The organism is Olleya sp. Ti.3.14 (genome assembly GCF_038154885.1).
Classification (GTDB): Bacteria; Bacteroidota; Bacteroidia; order Flavobacteriales; family Flavobacteriaceae; genus Olleya.
Genome location: NZ_JBAKAO010000003.1, coordinates 119,001 through 140,351, shown reverse-complemented (window position 1 = coordinate 140,351; position 21,351 = coordinate 119,001). Strand labels below are relative to the sequence as shown.

General features: G+C 31.5%; 15 protein-coding genes. 6 read left to right on the top strand and 9 right to left on the bottom strand.

Going from position 1 to position 21,351, the window contains the following annotated elements; all coding sequences use genetic code 11:
- Nucleotides 1–19 precede the first annotated feature (19 nt).
- From V6251_RS06840 to V6251_RS06825, 4 genes are all read right to left on the bottom strand, one after another.
- Nucleotides 20–598: a PhnA domain-containing protein gene (locus tag V6251_RS06840; RefSeq protein WP_145003879.1), complete on the bottom strand. Its 579-nt coding sequence runs from the start codon at nucleotides 596–598 to the stop codon at nucleotides 20–22.
- 64 nt (nucleotides 599–662) lie between these two features.
- Nucleotides 663–1,664: a type I phosphomannose isomerase catalytic subunit gene (locus V6251_RS06835; protein WP_341587545.1), complete on the bottom strand. Its 1,002-nt coding sequence runs from the start codon at nucleotides 1,662–1,664 to the stop codon at nucleotides 663–665.
- Nucleotides 1,665–1,674: 10 nt separating this feature from the next.
- Complete coding sequence (locus V6251_RS06830) at nucleotides 1,675–2,169, bottom strand: glycosyltransferase (protein ID WP_145003885.1); 495 nt, start codon at nucleotides 2,167–2,169, stop codon at nucleotides 1,675–1,677.
- A 20-nt stretch (nucleotides 2,170–2,189) separates the two neighbouring features.
- On the bottom strand, nucleotides 2,190–3,374 hold the full coding sequence (locus V6251_RS06825; protein WP_341587544.1) for a response regulator: 1,185 nt from the start codon (nucleotides 3,372–3,374) through the stop codon (nucleotides 2,190–2,192).
- 179 nt (nucleotides 3,375–3,553) lie between these two features.
- Between V6251_RS06825 and V6251_RS06820 the strand changes: the two genes are divergently transcribed.
- The 3 genes from V6251_RS06820 to V6251_RS06810 are packed head-to-tail and all read left to right on the top strand — an operon-like array spanning nucleotide 3,554 to nucleotide 9,368.
- A complete protein-coding gene (locus tag V6251_RS06820; RefSeq protein ID WP_341587543.1) occupies nucleotides 3,554–6,643 on the top strand; it encodes a hypothetical protein in 3,090 nt (1,029 codons plus the stop codon).
- A complete protein-coding gene (locus tag V6251_RS06815) occupies nucleotides 6,643–7,860 on the top strand; it encodes a hypothetical protein (protein ID WP_341587542.1) in 1,218 nt (405 codons plus the stop codon). The genes V6251_RS06820 and V6251_RS06815 overlap by 1 nt, the downstream gene beginning before the upstream one ends.
- A complete protein-coding gene (locus tag V6251_RS06810; RefSeq protein ID WP_341587541.1) occupies nucleotides 7,854–9,368 on the top strand; it encodes a glycoside hydrolase family 2 TIM barrel-domain containing protein in 1,515 nt (504 codons plus the stop codon). Before V6251_RS06815 ends, V6251_RS06810 begins: the two co-directional genes overlap by 7 nt.
- Before the next feature lie 169 nt (nucleotides 9,369–9,537).
- Here the strand turns inward: V6251_RS06810 and V6251_RS06805 are convergent, their stop codons facing one another.
- The 3 genes from V6251_RS06805 to V6251_RS06795 all read right to left on the bottom strand — a co-directional run bounded on the left by V6251_RS06805 (nucleotide 9,538) and on the right by V6251_RS06795 (nucleotide 12,740).
- Complete coding sequence (locus V6251_RS06805; RefSeq protein ID WP_341587540.1) at nucleotides 9,538–10,785, bottom strand: glycosyltransferase; 1,248 nt, start codon at nucleotides 10,783–10,785, stop codon at nucleotides 9,538–9,540.
- A 311-nt stretch (nucleotides 10,786–11,096) separates the two neighbouring features.
- The gene (locus V6251_RS06800; protein ID WP_341587539.1) at nucleotides 11,097–12,341 is read right to left on the bottom strand and encodes an oligosaccharide flippase family protein; all 1,245 of its coding nucleotides are present in this window, start codon (nucleotides 12,339–12,341) and stop codon (nucleotides 11,097–11,099) included.
- Nucleotides 12,342–12,368: 27 nt separating this feature from the next.
- Nucleotides 12,369–12,740 (bottom strand): DUF777 family protein, encoded by a 372-nt coding sequence (locus tag V6251_RS06795; protein WP_341587633.1) that lies wholly within the window; start codon nucleotides 12,738–12,740, stop codon nucleotides 12,369–12,371.
- A gap of 59 nt (nucleotides 12,741–12,799) precedes the next feature.
- On the opposite strand from V6251_RS06795, the gene V6251_RS06790 reads away from it, so the two are divergent.
- Complete coding sequence (locus V6251_RS06790) at nucleotides 12,800–14,860, top strand: tetratricopeptide repeat protein (protein WP_341587538.1); 2,061 nt, start codon at nucleotides 12,800–12,802, stop codon at nucleotides 14,858–14,860.
- A gap of 4 nt (nucleotides 14,861–14,864) precedes the next feature.
- On the opposite strand, the gene V6251_RS06785 is transcribed toward V6251_RS06790, so the two are convergent.
- Nucleotides 14,865–16,148: an APC family permease gene (locus V6251_RS06785; RefSeq protein ID WP_341587537.1), complete on the bottom strand. Its 1,284-nt coding sequence runs from the start codon at nucleotides 16,146–16,148 to the stop codon at nucleotides 14,865–14,867.
- 399 nt (nucleotides 16,149–16,547) lie between these two features.
- Between V6251_RS06785 and V6251_RS06780 the strand changes: the two genes are divergently transcribed.
- Together V6251_RS06780 and V6251_RS06775 are read left to right on the top strand one after the other, a co-directional pair.
- The gene (locus tag V6251_RS06780; protein ID WP_341587536.1) at nucleotides 16,548–18,062 is read left to right on the top strand and encodes a sensor histidine kinase; all 1,515 of its coding nucleotides are present in this window, start codon (nucleotides 16,548–16,550) and stop codon (nucleotides 18,060–18,062) included.
- The gene (locus V6251_RS06775; RefSeq protein ID WP_341587535.1) at nucleotides 18,049–18,459 is read left to right on the top strand and encodes a response regulator; all 411 of its coding nucleotides are present in this window, start codon (nucleotides 18,049–18,051) and stop codon (nucleotides 18,457–18,459) included. Before V6251_RS06780 ends, V6251_RS06775 begins: the two co-directional genes overlap by 14 nt.
- 157 nt (nucleotides 18,460–18,616) lie before the next feature.
- On the opposite strand, the gene V6251_RS06770 is transcribed toward V6251_RS06775, so the two are convergent.
- Nucleotides 18,617–21,232, bottom strand: a complete 2,616-nt coding sequence (locus tag V6251_RS06770) for a DUF6923 family protein (protein ID WP_341587534.1) — start codon at nucleotides 21,230–21,232, stop codon at nucleotides 18,617–18,619.
- Nucleotides 21,233–21,351: the final 119 nt, after the last annotated feature.

Here is a 21,351-nt window from a genome sequence, read left to right as displayed (position 1 = left end):
TTATATATTGTCATTAAAATTATAATTTCTTAACGTACTCTGTAATAATAACAGTAAGTGTTGGTCCTACTTTACCTTCAATATAGGTAGCATTTTCACGATCTAATCTAATATTTCTGACCGCTGTACCTTGTTTAGCCACTTGACTAGAGCCTTTAATTTTAAGGTCTTTAACTAAAACAACACTATCTCCAGTTTCTAAAATAACACCATTACAATCTCTATGGATAATTTTATCAGCTTCGTCTTTATGCTCATCCGTTAATCTAGCTATTGCTAAATTATCATCATCCAAGTACATCATGTCTAGCAAATCTTTTGGCCAACCTTCGCCTCTTAATCGTTGTAACATTCTCCAAGCCATAATCTGAACAGCCACGTGCTCTGACCACATACTATCGTTTAAACACCTCCAATGGTTAACATCCATCTCTGTGTTTTTTTCGATTTGATCATAACAGTTAGCACATACCATTAAACAAGTATCAACAGTTTCGTTTAATGATGGCGGAATATTATATTGTCTTGTATCTACATTAGAAGTACACAACTCGCAATTAGAGTTACTTCTTTCTTTTAACATTTGTAAAACGCTCATATTTAATATTATTTGATGCGCACAAATATAGTAATTGCTTTGTGTTTAGCTATTAAAACTACAACTAAGATGCGTGTTGTATATTATTTACTGAGCTATCATCAATATATACCTCTAATAGTTTAGCGTTAGTAGAATTAAAAACCACTGCATTTGCTTTAGCTGGAATTAGTATGGTTTCTCCCATTTTTAAAGTTTCATGTTCAGCACCTATGGTAACTTCTACTGTACCTTCCACACACATAAATATTACAAAAGAGTCCAAGTTGTCGTATGATTTTGCTTGAAGATTAGTAATGTCCAAAATATTAGTTGTAAAGTATTCGCAATTAACCAAATTAGTCCTAGTATTAGGTTGTATGCTATAATTAGCTTTACCGTTAGTATCAAATTGTTTTGTTGCTTGCTCAGCTAACTTAGTATGCAACTCTCTTTTTTGACCATTATCATCTACTCTATCCCAATCATATACGCGATATGTAACATCTGAAGTTTGTTGTATCTCTGCAGCTAAAACACCTGCTCCAATAGCATGTATTTTTCCTGCTGGTATAAAAAAACTATCGCCTTTTTTAACTTGTTCTCTGTTAAAAACAGCATCTACATTATTTGCATTTATATGGTTTAATATCTCTGGGTTTATTGTTTTATCTTTTAATCCTAATACAATATCTGCATTTTCATCACTATCCATTATGTACCACATTTCTGTTTTACCAAAACTATTGTGATGCTTTTTGGCCATTTTATTATCAGGATGCACTTGTACAGACAAATCTGTTTTGGCATCTAAAAATTTAATTAGCAATGGAAAATCAAATCCAAAATTTGCAAAGTTATTTGCACCTAATAAATCTGCTTGATGTGTTGCAATTAATTGTTTTAAACCAGACCCTTTGTATGCACCATTACTAACTTCAGAAATATTTCCATTTACATCAGAAATCTCCCAACTTTCGCCAACATTATCTTTAGCAGTGTTTTTACCTAATAAAGTTCCTAGTTTGTTTCCTCCCCAAATTTTTTCTTTTAATATTGGATTGAATTTTATTGGATATACTTTCATAGTTCTTAATTTAAAATTTACTTAAATATTGTAGTTCGATAAACTGGTTTTTGACTTTTATTTTTTTTAAATAATCAATAATTGAAAACAAACTTTGAAACAGAGATACTTTAATTTTACGTTTTTTAAGCTCTTCGATATTAAACTTAGATAGTAGTTCTTGATTTTCGTTTATGGCATCTATCAAACCATTTAAGCCATGATACTTGATGTTTAGCATATTTGCTGACACATATCCTAATTGATTTAAATTAAATTGGTTGGACATATATCTTGCTCCTGCTCTGACTGCCGAAATATCTGATTTAAACTTTTTAATATTTACTACTGACACTTCAGGACAAGCCTCTTTAATTTCGTCTAACATAACAGATGTGTTATCCTTACTATCATTATCAACAAAACATAATTTTAAATTTGATGTATTTCTTATTTTTTGAATAAAAAAAGAGGGGTTAATTTGTTTTTCGTTGTTGTGAAAGATTATGATAATACCTGTTTTCATGATTTGGGGAAATTTAAAGATTAGGCTACATTAACTTTAGTTGCGACTACTGCTTTTGAATTTTGTTTTTTATTTCTGTAAACCCAAGCAATTTGTCCTAATTGTCCAACAATTTTTACTGAGTCCTTCATTGATAACTTAGAACCATCTGCATGAATCCATCTTTTTAATGGCTGCTCACAAAGCATTGTTTTTGCTTCTTTTAATCCAAAATGGATACTCATTCTTTTAAAAATTTCTACATCAAAAATCCACTGTGTTACAAACTTTTTACCAAAAGCGATATCAATAACATCTTTATGGAAAATTTTAGCACCACATTGCGTGTCTTTAAAGTCCATTTTTAAAATCTTTCTGATAATAAAGTTAATGGTTAAACTGATTATTTTTCTTGCAGATTCCTTTGTAATATTTGCTCCCATTCTAGAGATACGTGATCCGCTTACAATTTTAAAATCTGTTGTTTCAATAGTTTTAACTAAATCATCAAAATCTGCTAAGTCTGTAGATAAATCTGCATCTAAAAATCCGATGTAGTCTAAATCTTCTTTTTTAGCCATATGCAACATTCCTAAACGTACAGCTTCAGCTTTTCCTCCGTTTTTCTCACAGTCATAAACTGTAATAAAATCTTCTCTTCCTTTTTGTAATTCTTTTAAAACTTCTAATGTTTTATCCTTACTTCCATCATTTACAAAACATAAATGATATCCTGAGTTTTTATCTATATAAGTAATAAACTCTTCACTTAGCAAACGCTCTTCTTCATTGTAACATGGGATCACAACACCTACGCAACGCTCTTGGATCATTACATCACTTTTAGTTACTATATTAGAAACTTCTGGTGCACCAATTAATCGTTTTACACGAGCACTAATTTCGTTTAAGCTTAATGGTTTTTTCATGTAATCGTTAATACCTAATTCAAAACCTTCAGTAATAGTTTCATCTTTAGTTTCACCAGACAAAACCATTATTGGTGTTTGCGAGTTTTTAGTCAGTCTAATATGTTTTACAACTTCCAATCCAGATAATCCTGGCATATTGATGTCTACAATTACTAAATCTGGATTAAAAGATTCATATAATTCTAAACCTTTAACTGCATCTGTTTCGATTTTTACTTCGTAACCTAACTCTACTAATCTTTTTTGTAAAGGCAGTAATACTAATTGTTGGTCATCTATTGCTAAAACTTTCATAATAAGTGTGTTTGTTTGTTGTTGATGGTACAAATGTACATGAGATAAGTGCCTTAAATTTGTAATTTAGTTTAACCTATAGCTAAGTGTCGACGAATGGTAGATTCCTGTAGACAATTAAAAATCAAACCACTATTATATTTATTTATCTTTACCACATTATTACAGCTTAGGCTTTTATGAAGGAAACCTCAAACAAATTTTTAATCACCGCCATTCTTTTAGCATTGGCGTTTCATGGTAGTGCCATATTTTTTACTTTGGAAACTACTTATGACGCGTTAATACACCTGTTTTTTGCAGATCATTATGCTAATAGCTGGTTTGAACCTTGGAATTACGAATGGTACACAGGTTTTACCGTACAAAGTTATCCGCCTTTAGTACATCAATCCATTGGACTACTATCTATGATTGGTGGTTTAAAATTTGGAATGTTTAGTGTTGCGTTAATTGCTATTGTCCTGTTTGTGACTGGTACTTATCGTTTTTCATTAATGATGACCGCTAATAAAACGGTAGCTGGTTATGCTTGTGTACTGGCAGTATTTAGTTCATCGTTTGTAGAGACGCTTCATATTTTTGGACAATTACCTAGTATTGTTGGTGTATCTGTATTAATGCATGCCTTACCCGAAATTTACTTATGGTTAAAAACAGGTAAAAAATGGTACTTAGCAACCTCATTATCTTTAATAGCAGTAACGGTAACTTCACATCATGTAACACCAATTTTTGGAATGATCTTTTTTATCTTCCCTTTAATAGGAATGGTAATTATGGATGTTTCGCGAGAGCAAGTCAACACCATGAAAGACGTGACTTTCAAAATATTTTTGAATAGCTTTTTTAAACTTTTTAAACGCATTGTAAGTTTTGGAATGCTGTCACTAGTCCTAATCGTTGGATGTATTTTTCCATATTGGCTAAACTCCAAAGCCAATCCAATTACTCAGGTTCCAATTCCGCATGGTTCTCGTGATAATTTCTTAGAAATCACATCCTCAGGATTAGTATTCTTTCTAATTCCGTGGGGAATTTTACTAATATTATTACCCTATATTTTTTACAGATATTACAGCAAACGCTACTTGTTTTTTGGACTATCAATAACTATTTGTACCATTTTAGGAACTGGAGGAACTACTCCTGTACCACTAAAAATGTTAGGCGAAACTGCTTTTAATATTTTAACCTTAGATAGATTTACACTTTGGGCTTCCATATTATCCATTCCGTTAATGGGTGAATTTGTATATCGTTTTGTTGAAGGTGATTTAAAAGAACTTATTCAGTCTAAATTTGGTGCTGTTTATCATCGTATTATTGGCGGAATATTAGCTGGACTCATGGTATTTATGGTAGTTTTCACTATGAGTTTAAATTATTTTAGACCATCGCAGCCTCAAAAAATTAAAATGTTGCCTATTGTTAATTTTTTAAATCAAGATGACCACGATAAATGGCGTTTTTTAACACTAGGCTTTGGAGATCAAATGGCTTGGCTAAGCGCGCAAACTAATGCCATGACAGTAGATGGTAATTACCATTCTGCAAGACGATTACCAGAATTAACCACACGACCAATCGAGCGTTTAGAAAACTCAAAATTTAAAGGTGTTGCCGGAATTGGATCACTACAGCAATTTTTAACAACGCCAGAGAAATACAATCTTAAGTACATATTTTCTAACGATAAGTTTTACGATCCCATACTCTACTTTTGTGGTTGGCAACGTTTACGACAATTAGAAAACGGGATTATGGTATGGGAACGATTAAACATTCCGCCTGTGTCTTCAATTTTACCAAAAGAAGATGTTGCCAAATGGGTTAAAATAATGTGGGGAATTATTCCGTTTTTAACCGTTTTAGTGGCATTTGTTTTAAATATTCAAATGCTTTGGGTTAACGCTTTAAAAACTCGCATAAAACCAGTTACCGAATTTTTAAAATTCCCTACTACCTATAATAAGTTTAATAGAAACGTATTACGCATCACGCATCTTTGGTCATTAATTCTTGCTGTAGCTGTGTTTTATGGCATCTATTTATTCTACCTAAAAAACGACTCGCAACGCAGTCCAGAAAATGCCATTATTGCCTATTATGATGCTTTAGATTTTAAAGAATTTGAAAAAGCACATAGCTTAATAGATCCCGAAAACCAGTTGCCAATAGCGCAATATATGCTAGAGATATCGGTAACCGATGGTCTACTAAGTAGCTATGCTAAAATGGATGCTATTGAAACCGAAATTACAAAACGTAACGATAGTACTGTCTCTGCAAAAGTGACTAGTCAATGGATTACGCCTTTAGAAAAAATTGAAAAAATAGACTATAAATCCCTTTCAAGACGCAAAGGTAAATGGTATTTACAGCCAGACGATTTAAATAACGATTTACCTCCAGATCAACTTTATTCTGATAACGCAACCAAGTATTTTAATCAAGGTCGTAGGCGTATTACAACAGAAGCAACCCATCATGAAGATATTTTAAAACAGCCTGTTTTAGAAGTCGTTGCTGCTAAATTAGTACAGTATGATGGTAGTTATGCCATTATTGGAGAAGTCCAAAATGTAGACAATGTCCCAGCAGATGTTATTTTAAAAGGCACCTTGTATAACGATAATAACAAACAACTTGCAACCTATAATGCAAAGTACCACGTTAAGCATAAATTAATGCCTAAAGAGTCTAGTAGTTTTAGGATTAATTTTGAAGGTATTGCTTGGTCTAGAACACAAGATTCTATTCCAGATACGTTTAATCCAGATGAATTTACTCCAGTTGAGTTTGAAGAGCAACCAACAAAATTTAACTTACAAGCAGCAGGAAATGTTTCGGGATCTGACTTGTACAAAAACGTTGTGCTAAGTGCCATAAGTATTAAAGACAGTATTATAAACGGAAACTTATTTAATAGTGGTATCCAAGAGATTACAATACCTCAGCTTTTAGTAACTTACTATGATGAAAACAAAAACATGGTTTGGGTCGATCATTTATTTGTAAAAGAAGGTGTAAGGCAACAACGCAAACAAGATTTTGAATATCAGATTTTAAAGGACGGTAAAGTTAAAATCATAAATAGTGATATGAAAAATATTTTTGTAAATGGTTTACCAAACGATGCTATAGCCGGAAAAATAGTACCTAACAGAATTGAAAATCATAGTGATGCCCAATTACAAAAAATTGATCATCCCGATTTTAGTTATATAAAAATAGAAATTAACACCTACATAGGAAGTCCAAATTAATGCTATTTAAACGCACATACATATTTGTTATAGGTCTGATTTTATTATCATCGTTTGCTATTGTGCAACATAATGACGCTACTAATCCTAGTAAATTAGTCACAACGCAAACAGATTATAATGTTGGCAAGCCTATTGTATTAAAATTTAAAGCTTCAGACGATCAAAAACCATTATTGTATTGTTCTAATAGTTATGGGTCTACTTTAGTTTCGGCTATAGCCGAAGATGGTACACTTCAATATATAATTCCGGAAAACATAACCAAAAAAATTGGTGTGGTCAATTGGATATTATTAGATAAAAATAAATCTGCGTCTGGTCAATTTAATATAAATCCAAAAGCAGAAGTTGCAACCATGGAAACTTATATTGGACCTCCAAGTATTGAGGCTGGAGCAACAGATTACACGATGTTAGTTGTTATCCCAACAGATTCTTTAGATAATCCAGTACCAACAAACACTAAAGTTGATGCTAAATTTCAATTTTTAGCTTCAGAAGAAAAAGAGGTCATTTTTACAAAAAACTTAATTTCTTATAAAAACATTTATTCTAAAAAAGAAAGTGGACGCATGTTAGTGTCATCGGAAAGTTTAGGAGTTAACTCCAAAGAGTTTACCATTAATGTTTGGGCAGCCATCCCAACAGATTTTAAAATTATGGCACAACGACCACATAATTACGCAGACGGAAATCAGGTTACCACGTTTAACACCACAGTAATTAAAGACAAGCAAGATAATGTGGTTAGTGATGGTACTTTTGTTACCTTTTTTATTACCAACACTAGTGGAAATATTTTAAAAACTACAGGTACTACAATTGAAGGAGTGGCACATGCAAAAATTATTCATCCTGATTTTAAAGACAACTGGAGCATTAAAGCCTATGTTGATGGCATGGCAGAAAGCGATACAATTACTTTAAGTTACCAAAGCGTTATTGAAGATTTTGAGGTTGCTTTTGCTAAACAAAATCGTGAAATTTTAGTAGGTCCATTACAAAGTTTTATGAAGCAAATGATTCCGGATGGCTTGCACGTCAAACTTTTAATTTACAAAGACAATGCGCTTATTGACACCATTATAAAAACATCTTTTAATGGCTATGTTACTTTTAATTTAAAGCCTGCAGTTTACCAAAACGACACGTATAGTTTTAGTGTTGAAACCGCTGGAATAAATAAAACTTTTAATAATAAAAAACTATGGTAGGTCTTAACAAAAACATACTACGTACCATATTAATAATCTCATATATTATGATTGTAGCCTTGATTATATCTGGTATTAGTGGGCTTTTTAGTTACTTAAACACTGGAGCAGACAGAAGTACAATGCTACATACCGAAATACAAAAAGTTGAACAATATGCTCCAAAATTAATTTGGGAACCTTTACAAAACGAAGGTCGACCAATCGATAACGAAAATCTAAATGCCTTACAAAATGACTATTTAGATGCTTGGTATGTTAAACAAGTAGCCTACAAAACCAACAAAACAGCTGGTATAAAAGATTATTACACAGATAGTGCCAGAGAAAATTTATATAGTTTTATTGAATTAAATAAAGCTGAAAACACAACTATTGAAGCCACAACATTAAACCACAATCCTACTTTAGAATTTTTTAGTGAAGATGGACAGTTAGCTGTTGTCACAGATAGAGATGTTGTAGAATATAAACGTGTTTTTAAAGCTGAACAGCTAGTCCTAGAAACAACAGAGACCTCAACTTATAAAATGGTGTTTTTGCTAGAAGATGGATTTTGGCGTATTAGACATTTAGTTAAAGAAAATACTAAACCTTACGCACCACAAATAGCAAAAATTGAAACTGATAGTTTAATTATTAAAGGGATTAATTACTATCCAAAAGCAACACCTTGGAATATGTTTGGTGACGCTTTCGCGAAAGACACAATTGCTAACGACTTTAAAATCATTAAAAATGCAGGCTTAAATTCGGTTAGAATTTTTGTGCAATATGATGACTTTGGAAAAGCTGATGTCGATCCTAAAAAATTAGAAAAACTAAAACACACGTTAGATGCTGCAGAAGAGCAAAACCTAAAAGTAGTAGTTACGTTATTTGATTTTTATGGTGATTATTCTGTGATGAATTGGACCTTAAACCAACGTCACGCAGAAACTATAGTGTCCACTTTTAAAGACCACAACGCTATTATTGCTTGGGATATTAAAAACGAACCTAATCTGGATTTTGAATCTAGAGGAAAAGATATGGTTATCGCTTGGTTGGACAATATGATTGACTTAGTAAAATCTATAGATAAGGTACATCCTGTAACTATTGGTTGGTCAAACACCCAAAGTGCACCCATTTTAAAAGATAAGGTAGATATTGTTTCGTTTCATTATTATGAAGGCTTAAGCAAATTGGATGCTGCTATAAAAACAATGCAAAACCAAATACCAAACAAACCATTAGTATTACAAGAGTTTGGAATGTCATCTTACAATGGTTTTTGGAAACCTTTAGGAAGCAATAAAGAGGATCAAGCTAATTACCATAAAAAAATACAAGAGATTATTGCTGCTAATAATTTACAATTTATGTCTTGGACGTTGTATGATTTTGTAGACGTACCAAAAGCTGTTGTAGGTAGCAGACCTTGGCGTAGAAATACCCAAAAACACTTTGGGTTTATTGATAAAAATGGTGTAAAAAAGGCATCGTTTAAATATATTACTAACTAGTAGTAGTAGTAGTAGTAGTAGTAGTAGTAGATAGCTGTTTAAATAGTTTTATAAAAGCAAAAACCTCAAATTAAGTAGGTTAATTTGAGATTGTATAAAACTATATTTGCTAAATCAATATGAGATATTTATTTGTTTGGGACAAAAAAGGTATCGTAATTTACTAGTATTATTCTGCTGAAGCTGGCTCTAAAACCACTGCTTTTTGACTCATTTTTCTTAGGGCTTTTTTTGGTGATTTAGTTGCAATGATAGTATCAAAGTTATTAAGGTACATATCTGCAATTTTTTCCATTGGGTAAGCTGTTGCAGCTTCGTAGTTTGCTTTACCTAAAGCTATTCTGTGTGCTTCATTTGTTACTATTGCCTCAATTGCACTTGCTAAACTTTCTACAGAAGTAGGCTCAAAAAATTCACCTTTATAACCTTCATCCTTTACTAATAATGCAAGGTCACCTAAATCTGGCATAACAACAGCTTTACCATAACTTCCTGCTTGATGTAAAACACCAGAGCTTCCTGTTGTTGACGTGTATGGAAATACAACTACTGCACTTTCTTTAAACAAGGTTGGCACTTCAAATTCTTCTACATAACCTGTAAAACGTACTTGTGGCACATGCTTATAATCTTCTTGTACTTTTGCTAAATAACCTGGCACATTTGGGTTGTCTGTTCCTGCTATTACAACTTCTAGATCTAATCCAGTTGAAGCTCTTACTTTTTCAACCGCTTCAATCATACCCTCTACTTTTTTGTAAGTTCCAAATTTTCCAAAAGTCATAACTTGTAAAGGTCCTTGTGTCAAATCATATTCTGGCTTTTCTTCAGAGATTTCAAAAGTTCCGTGCGGAATTAATGTCACATTTTTCACCTTATACTTTTTCTCTAAAATATCGACATATTTTTGCATTGTTACAGCAACTGTATCTGCTTGTAAGATTAACTTTGTTAAGCTTGTTCCAATAAAACCATAAACTTTTTGCATAATTTTACTACTTGTAAATCCTGCAGATCCTAAATCTACTTCTTCTAATATATTATGTAATAACACAATATTAGGAATCTTTTTTAGTTTACAAACCAATGGTAACATTAATCCTAAAGCTGCAGCTATTTTTTTGTCTCCAAACTTCATGAATTGTAAGTTAAATAAAACTGCATCTGGCTTAGTCTTACTAATAGCTTTAGTTACATTTATAATGTTTGTGTAGCTATTAAATGCCCAACACTCTTTAACTGTTATTTTACAACCATCCTCTGTAAAAGCAATGTCTTTTGCGCCTTCTGTTTTATCTGTTAATAAAACAATCTCAGTTACATTTTCTTTTTGTCTAAAGTGCTTTACTAAATGGTAAGCGTACTCATTTAATGTTACTTTACTTGGTGGATATGCTGTTACGATTGCTAGTTTCATTTTTATGTGTTTTAATATGTTGTTTCTTAAATACACTACAAATTTGCGTTATTTAAGACACTAATTAAGACCTCTTTAGACAGATTGCAAGTTACTGTAGACGAATGGTAAAAAGGTGTCGTTTTACCATTTAACGTGTTGACTTTCAAAAGAAAAAAACCAACAAAACACATACTATTATTTAGACTACTATAATATAATATTAAGATAAACATTTTAATATCCACTTGCAAAATACTTACAACAGAAAAAGCCATGGTTTAAATCCATAGCTTCTTCATTTATAATAGACTAATAAAATAAATCACTTTTTATTTTTTCATTTTAGAATCAAATACAAAGAAGATCACTTGGATAACCAATAATGATACCATTGCTATTATTTGCATGTGTACGACTTGCTCTAAACTGTCATGAAAAAAGATAACTAATCCCATTTGCAACATTCCGAAGACTCCAGATATTACCACAGGAATATATCTATCTAATGATAAATAGTAGTATGCAAAGATGTTTGATATGGCAAACAAACCAGTTGCTAAAGCATACTTCCATAATAAAGGCGCCATTGTTAGATAACTATCTCCAAATAATATAGTAATTGCAGTTTCTGGAAACAATGCACAACCTATAACTATTGCGGTTGCAATTGCTGCGATATAACCAACGTATTTAAATAAAATTGGTGCTGTTGCTTTTCCTTCTTTTTTAAGATGTACAACTGTTGGTAATAACAGCATAACAAACATCCAAGCGACAAAGTATACAATACGACCTATTAAGGCTAGTGATGCATACAATCCTGCGTCGTAAGCGTCAAAGTAATGTTTTACTAATAAGATATCACTGTTGTTAATTATAATTTGTGTAAACTCGTAAAACGCTGTAATAATAAAAAAGCTTTTTACTTGTTTAGATTGACTTGCTTCTATCGCAATAGTTTTTTTGAAATTTAAATTTTTAAATTTAAAAGGCACTAATCCAAATCCAAAAGAAAGTAAAATTCCGACTGCAATAACAACCGATGATTGTATGTCAAATAAAAAAATTAAAGCTAACGTAATAACCAATCGGCTTAGCATTTCGGCTTGATAGGTAATGGATAAAGACTTGAATTCTTTTTTACCCTGAAACACACCTCTGTTTACACTCATTAAAAAATAAAGTGGTACTCCTATTCCAAAAATGGTAAACATACTAGAAGATGATGTATTAAAAAGAGCTTGTAATTGATTTGCAAACACGATAATTAAAGCACCTAAACCTAATCCTACAATTGTCGCGTTTTTGTAAATTTTTGAGATAAAATTTTTAAACGTATCGTTTTCAAAAACTACCGAGAATTTTGCAGTCACTAATTGAAACGTCATGGCTACAAAAGATAGCACTAACAAAAAGGTAATTAACACAGCAGCATCTGCAAATTGTGCTGGACCTAACACACGACCTAAAATAAGATTGTACAAATAGTTTCCTCCATTTACTGCTAATACGCTAAGCATAAATAATTGCTCTGGAGATATTTTTTTTGTTTTTAATATAGATAAAGCTTGCATCTTATTATGGTGTGTTGGTTATACTAATTAGGCTACTTGTGGATATACAAATGCTTCGTAAATTTCTTCACTTCTGTTACCTTCAACAAAAAACATTTTCTGGTTTGCTACACCATTAACATACATTGCTTTTAAGGTTTGTAATGCACAAGCATCCATATCTGTAACCTTATTAATGTTTAGTGTTACACTTTTAAATGCGTTTAGTATAAATCCAAAATGTGTTGTAAAATTATTGATGGTTGCAGTATTTAAGCTTCCTTCTAAAATAATTGTGTTGTCCTGTTGTGTAATTGTTAATGCCATAATTGTTATATTTAAATTGTTAATGTCTAATTTCTGATACAAAGATGCGACGCAAACCTCTGAAGGACTGTTGAATTTCGATGAGTGGACGATTGGTGTAGATGAATGAATGGATATGAATGCCTAACTTGCAATTGATTTAAAACTGAAACATGAAACTCAAATTTTTTACCCTACTTACCTTTTTAATAACTACTGTATTTAGTTATGCTCAAGATATGCAAGAAGGCTTTACATACTTAGAAACAGGGAAGTACGCTAAAGCGGAAACGTTTTTCCAAAACATACTAAAGGAGCATCCTAACAATAAAACTGCTAGACTATGTTATGGTCGTGCAATTGGTTTAAACGGAAAACCAGAACAAGCCAATACCCTTTTTACAAATCTTTTGGCAGATTACCCAACAGATTTTGAGGTGAAACTAAATTATGGCGAATCCCTATTATGGAATAAAAACTTTCCAAAAGCAAAAACCTATTTTAAAACGTTAATAGATGAAGACCCTAAAAGTTTTCCCGCTTTACTAAGTTATGCCAACACATTATCTAATTTAAAAGAATATGAAGACGCGTTACTATATGTAAACAAAGCTTTAGACGTTTTACCTGGCAACCCAAATGCTTTAACCTCTAAAAAATACATGTATTTAGGTTATGCTTATCAAAAACAACAAGCACAACAATATGATGAAGCCGAAGCTTTATTAAAACAAAACCTGACACTTTTTGATAACGACAAAGACACTTTATTAAACTTAGCAAACTTATATTTAATAGCAAATAGATTAGACGATGCTAAAGCAACCTATGATATTTTAGCTAAAAATCCAGAAAATAAAATCATAGCATTAAATGGTTTAGCATTAGTATCCCACTTAAACGGAAAAGAAAAAGACGCGCTACAATTAAGCCAACAAGCCTATAATAGTTTAGAGGCATCAACAGATGCAACATTAACGCAACAAACTACAGAGCGTTATGCTCAAGCCTTAATTTGGAATAAAAAATATAAAACTGCAGATACGCTTATCGCGAAATTAATTGAGTCTAAACCTAACAAAAATTGGGTTTTAGCCTTACGCGCAACACTTAATATTTATAAAAGTGATTTTAAAAAGAGCGTTAAAGATTACGACCAAATTTTGGTAAATGACAGCACATCTTTTGATGGTAACCTAGGAAACGCAAATGCATTAAAAGCCTTAGGAAAATATGAAGCTGCTTACACCTCTGCAGAAAACACCTTGAAGTTTTACGACAATCAAAAAGATGCAACTAACTTTATAAAAAACCTCAACACAACGTTTACCCCTTTTTACGAAGGAAAAACATCATACACCTTTGATAATGGAGATAATGAAGCGTTTGCAGTAAACAACAATCTAGAGTTTCCGTTTTCTACTAAGTTTAAAATATTAGGAAGCTACAATTACAGAAGCACCACTAATGCAGTAACAAATAACGAAGCAACCTCTCACGATTTTAGTGCAGGAATATCCTACCAATTATTACCAAACTTAACTTTTAAAGGAACTGCTGGTTTAACGTCTGCAAAAGCAACCACTAATGACTACACACAATTATTAACAGACTTGTCCTTTAATATTAAACCTTTTAAGCTGCAAGATTTAACCGTAGGTTATAAACGCGAATTACAAAGTTTTAATGCCGAGTTATTAGATCGTGAGATTGTACAAAACAACTTTTACGCAAACTACAGTTTAAATACTAATTTTAATTTAGGTTGGTTTACGCAGTACTTTTATACTAGTCAAAGTGATAGCAATGCCAGAAACTTATTATTCACATCTTTATATTATAATATTTTACCCAAACCATCACTTAAAGCAGGTTTAAATTATCAATACATTACGTTTAAAAACCAAGTTCCATCCATATATTTTTCGCCAGAAACCTTTAATGCTGTAGAGGTATTTGCAAACCTTATTAAAGATGAAAACATCGCAAAGCCAAAAGAATGGTATTATGAGTTAACTGCTGCAACCGGTTTACAGTATATTGAAGATGACGAACAGCAAAGCACCTACAGAATACAAGCTAAATTAGGTTATAAATTCTCAGAGCGCTGTATGGCTAACCTTTTTGGTACACGAAGTAACATTGCATCTGCAACTGCTGCTGGTTTTACTTTTAACGAAATTGGATTACGTTTTAAATGGTTATTATTTGAGAAGCCAGTTTTTAGAGATTAGATAATTACTTTTTAAAACCCAACGTTTTATAAACCCATTCCATAACAAAGCAAAATAAGATAATACCTAAAGCCACCATAACTCCAATAACATTAGTTTCAAATTGCTGTACAATAAGCGTACAAAAAGCTAACAGACACAAGACACTAGCTATTAAATGTATACTTCTTTTAGACTCTAATTCTTGATGCTTTTTAAAACCTATATAGTTAACTAGACAAAAAATCAATAAAAAACCCGCACTTCCTGCTGTAGAAATACTTTCTAGATTAAACAAATTAACCAAAATTATTGATAAGATTGCTGTCACTAAATAGCCAATTGGTTTACCCCAAAACATATGGCAAAAATAATGTGGTAATTCTTGATCTTCAGCAATGTCATAGTTTACTCTTCCGCTTCCTAAAATAGTAGCATTTATGGCTGAAAAAGTAGAAATCAATGCAGTAACTGTAATAATAGTAAATCCTATTTGACCTAAGGTTGGTGCAGCAGCTTCCGCCAAAACATAATCTTTAGCACTTGCTATTTTGTCAAAAGGTAAAGAGCCAACTGTTACAATTGCAATTAATATATATAATACAACTACAAAACCTACTGCTCCAAAATAGGCTTTTTCAGTATTTTTTTCTCGGTTTTTTAAATCGGAAATAGAGTTAGCGATTAACTCAAAACCTTCGTAAGCCACAAAAATCACCATTCCTCCAGAAAGTAATAAAAAAGGGCTTTCCCAATTACCTGGTTGTAATTGATGTAAATTTTCTGGATGTATATAAAAGCCATAAAATCCTATCCCAATAAAAGCAACTAGAATTGACAATTTAATTATAACAGCAACAGACTCGATACGACCAACTAAACTTACACTTAAATAGTTAATAGCTAAAGCAATAATAATTATCGACGTTTGACAAATACGTACATCTATAGCTTTTTCTCCTGTAATTTTAAACAACTCGGCTGCATAAGATCCAAATGCGGAAGCATACAACGCTAACATCACGATATAACTTATCCAAAGCAAATTATTTATTCCGCCAGCAAAAATCCCGCTACCATATTGTTGGTGGACAAATCTAACAGTCCCTCCATTTTCTGGAAATTTTTTAGATAATTTAGCATAGGAATATGCTGTTAATAACGCAATAATACCTGCAAACAAAAAAGCAACAGGTGTACCTCCTTTAGCTAATGACACTGCCAACCCAAGAACTGCAAATATTCCGCCTCCAACCATACCTCCAATTCCTATAGAAATAGCGTCTTTTAAAGTTATTTGTTTACTCATTTACATTTTAATTTAAGTATTAAAGATAATAAATAACAAAAAGATGTTACAAATACTAAGTAGCTAAAGTTTTAAATTCTATTAAAAAAAGCTCTGAGATTAATTATTGAACGATTTTACTAATTTATATTGCTTTTAAACAAGAACATTCACCGTTGTTTTAATTAAACCTAATTAATTAATAATCAGATACAATAAAAACTAAAAAACATACGATGTCTTATAGTGAAATTTGAATTTAAAATTTTAAAATATTGCTGTGATTTGTTATTTTAACTGATAAATATTCCTTTTAACAGATGCTTATTATTATATTTACTTTAAAATACACTCAGACACTAAAAATCAACAAATTACACTCAATAAGCCCTAACTTATTAGTACTGAACAATTACTTACATGAAAGAACTTTACGATCAGTTATTTCAAAAACATACAACTAAAAACAATATTAGTTACACCTACATGGACTCTTTACAAAGAGATATAGCTATTGGGTCTTGGGAAGTTAATCTCCAAACCAATAAAGCTACATGGAGCGCCATGACTAGAACTATCCACGAAGTAGAGCCAGAATACAAACCAAGTTTAGAAGAAGGTATCAACTTTTTTTTAGAAGGTTATGACAGAGAATTAATAAGCATCCTATTTGATCGCGCTATTAAAAATCAAGAACCTTATGATAATGAGGTACAACTAAAAACCGCAAAAAACAATATTAAATGGGTACGTATTGTAGCTTATCCTGTTATACAAAATAATAAAACTGAAAAAGTTATAGGTGTCATTCAGGATATTACCGAAAAAAACAACACACTTTTAGAACTTAAACTAAAGGAAGAACTAATTAGAACCACGTTTGACAACGCACCTAATGCTATGGCATCAATTAATTTGGATGGTCAAATACTAACATTAAACAATAGCTTTAGCGACTATTTAGGCTACACTAAAGAGGAGCTTACTGGCTTCCCTATAAATACTTTGTCGCATCCTGAAGATGTCGATTTAGTACCACAAAACTCAAAAGATTTAGTCGCAGGTAAAAGCAATAAGTTTCAGTGTGAAATACGATACATTAAAAAAGATAAATCCATAATAAATTGCTTATTGTCCGTTTCTATTTTAAGAGATGAAAACTATAAACCTGTACATTTTATATTTCACCTTATTGATATAACAAAAAGAACAATTGCTAGTAAAAAAGTAGAGTTACTGTTAAAAACTACAAAACAGCAAAATGAAAGGTTACTTAATTTTGCACATATATTATCTCATAACTTAAGATCACATTCTGGAAACATAGAAATGTTATTAGATTTAATGTATACAGAGGTTCCTGAAGCTACAAATAACGAATATGTCCCATTAATATTAGAAGCTGTAAATAAACTAAGCGAAACCATTGATAACCTAAACGAAGTATCTACCATTAGCGCAGATAATAACGATGATTTGCAACCTTCCAATCTTTTAGATTACACAAAAAAAGCTTTAGCAAACTTTAGCGCAGAAATTAAAGAAACCAAAGCCATAATTAATATAGATATAGAAGAGGATATCTATGTTTTAGCAATACCTGCTTATTTGGATAGCATTTTATTTAATTTTATATCCAATGCCCTAAAATACAGACATCAGGATAGAACTCCTAAAATAAATTTAAGCGCAGAGCAAACAAAAAACTATATTAAAATTGACATTGAAGATAATGGACTTGGCATTGATTTAAATTTACATAAAGACAAAATTTTTGGGTTATACAAAACTTTTCATAACCACAAAGACGCTAAAGGATTAGGCTTATATATTACAAAAAACCAAATTGAAGCCATGCATGGTAAAGTTAAAGTAAAAAGCAAAATAAACAAGGGAACCATATTTTCTATATATTTAAAGTATGAAACAAATTGAATCAGCCTGTCTAATTGACGACGATCACATCTTTATTTTTGCTGCTAAAAAAATTTTATTAGCTACAGATATATGTCAAAATTTTACGGTTTACAACAATGGAGCGGATGCAATTGCAGGCTTATCCGATATTATTAAAACTGGCAAAAATGTTCCTGAATTAATATTACTAGATATTAATATGCCAATAATGGATGGATGGCAATTTTTAGATGAATTTATTAAAATTAAATATCCCAAAAAAGTTACACTATACATTGTTAGTTCTTCAATCGATCCCGTAGATATTAAAAAAGCTAAAGAGTACGAGGCTATTACAGATTTTATAATCAAACCTATTACACGAAAAAACCTGATAAATATGGTGTCTACCGTATCTACAAAAGAACAGAGTTAAAGCTTTTATTATCCTAATTATTGAAAAGCATTTAGTACGCTTTTTTAATAAAAAAGGGCAAAAGATTTCTCTTTTACCCTTAGTGAGTAACCAACTGTATAAAGCTATTATTAGTTATTAGGTTACCACGTATCAATCAACAAACTAAATGAAATTGTTACTTTATTAGTAACTTTAAGGGATTGTAATGTGTTTTAACACTTGATAATTTACAGATATATAATCCAGAACTTAAATTTTGGCTGCTTAATGCTATCTGGTTTTTACCAATTTGTGCTTTTATTGTTTTATTATAAACCACTTTACCTAACTGATTGTAAATAACTAACTGTACTGTTTCAGATTGGGTAGTAGTAAAATGTAAATTTGATGTATCCACCATTGGATTTGGATAGGCTGTAATACTATTTTCCAAACTTGTTGTCTCAAAATCATTAACAGATAATGTTGTCCCTCTAGAAAAACGCACATCATGTAAATTCATTTCTTTAGTCACAGTACTTCCATCTTCACTAACCATAGTAAAAACAATAGTAACAATATCATTTGCATCTAAACCTAATGATAAGGTAGATGTGAAATCAGCAAACGAAAGTGCGTAGTTTTGAAAATTATCTGTTAAAGCAATAGTGGTCTTGTATTGTTCTTCCCAATTAGTAATACTTTGCTTCACTAATGTAATCTCTAAGTTTCCTGTTCCTTTAGCTTTTAATTTAAGACTATTAAAATCTGTTAAATCAACAGCTTTAAAACGTGATGTTATCGCTCTGTAAGCTGCAAAATAAGTGCTTGTGGTTGCGTTAAGCGTCACATTACGTTCTATTGGAAAATCTAAACTATTAAATGTAGTCGTGTTTTCTGTAACATTATAATTATTGACGTTAGTAGACACCTGAGAGTCATCAAAACCCCAAGGACCGTCAGACATAAATAAATCATCTGGAGTATTAATTCCGTCTCCAATTCTAAACCCAATATCAAATAAATGGCCAGTCGGTACTGTTATCTCTGTAATGTAATTTTCGTTTAAATCAAGACTACTAGAAGTGTAGTTAAAATCACTAGTTTCAGTGGTTCTAAAACCAGAATCAAAAGCAACAGTGTTAGTCGCATTTGTATTTATTATTTGAAGATCTAATGCACCATTGTTATATTTTCCTTTTCTAACAAATACAGTTGGAGGTGTTGATAGTTGATATTCCGAAATTGGCTTTACCGTATCCATTAAGTTTAATACCTCTTGAGCTAAATTGTATAAATCATCAATTGAGTCTGACCAAATTTGGAAATTATAAAACGTTACATCAGATTGATATAAATCTAAATTCCAATGTGACTCTATTGCAAAATTAGCATCAGCATTGTCTAATTTAGCCGACAAACTTAACACATACTCAAAACTACCATGAGCGTTTTTAATAATTGATTTAATAAACGGTTGATCGTTGATAGCAATGGTTGACACCGAAATTAACTCGGCTCCCAATAATCTATCACAGATATATTTTGTGTGCTCATACACACCATTTTCTGTTTTTAAAGCTAAAATTGAAGCAATTGAAGCACCTCCTTGCATATAGTCTACTGAGTATACCTCTGTAGCATTAGTAATATTTAGTAAGTCTAAAGGTGTTGAGTCTATTGCATAATCTTCATTAATAGTTGTAAGTGGTATAAAATCTTGTAATTGAAAACTAGTACTTGCTGATCTATAATTAGAATACAAATTACTTGTATCTTTTGTTACACGTTTTGCAGATTTCTGATCAAATTTATAACTTGATTTTGCTCTATTAAAATTACGCTTATTAATTGCTTCAGACAATCTTCCGTTACTTTCCAAACCACCATCATTAGCTGTAGTTGGAGGTGCTATTACATCACAACTTCCAAATCCAGAACAGGATGGATCTTCACAATCAATTAAACCATCACCATCATCATCAATACCGTTATCACAAATTTCTTGTGCTACTGGAGCAGTAGGACAACGTGCACCATCATTACTTGCACTTGAAGGACCAAAAGCAAATAAGTTAGAATCCATAATAGTTGAAGGGGTTACATCTTGTACATTTTGGATAACATATACTGTACCTGTTTGATTAGCTGACACGTAAAAACGACCATCTGCATCAAAATAAACAGCTCCATAAGTATAATTTAATCCTGACAAAATTGGCACTTCACCTAAAGCCTGAACAGTACTTGTAGTTGGATCAATACGGTATAAAATATTTGTACTTTTTTCTACTGCATATAAATTACCGTCCACTGCATTAAAAGCCCAATCGTGTATACTGATATTTTGAGATAAGCTTTCTGTAGATAAATATTGTGTATATGTTGCTGAGTTTGGATCTAAATCCACTTTATAATAACTAGTTCCACCTGCTTTAAAATAATAAATTCCGTTTGGACTAATATCTCCAACATATTTATTTCCTGAGGTCAACTCTGGAATAGTAAACGTTGTTGTTTGAAAATCGCTACCAATTCTTACTATTGTTTTAGATGGCGAGCTTAAATAACCCCAAATAAATCCATCAGCTGGGTTGTAAGCTGCTGCATTAATATTACCTGGCGTAATATCCTTAGCAGCTATAAAAGCATTACCAGAAGCTAAGTCAACAGCATAAACATCATTATACTGAAATAAATACGCACTATAATCACAATTAAAAGGTGTGTCTTGTGCTAGACTAGAAACGCTTATTAATAGTATTGCTAGTGCTAATATTTGCTTTTTAATTGAGTGTAATTTTTTAGTCATGATGTAATTGTTTCTTATTTACAAGACAAATTTACTTGTAATTCTTGCTGGAAAACTCGTTTTTCGATTGATGCTTTATAAGTGTAGACGAATGATAATTAACTGTAGTTAAACTAATT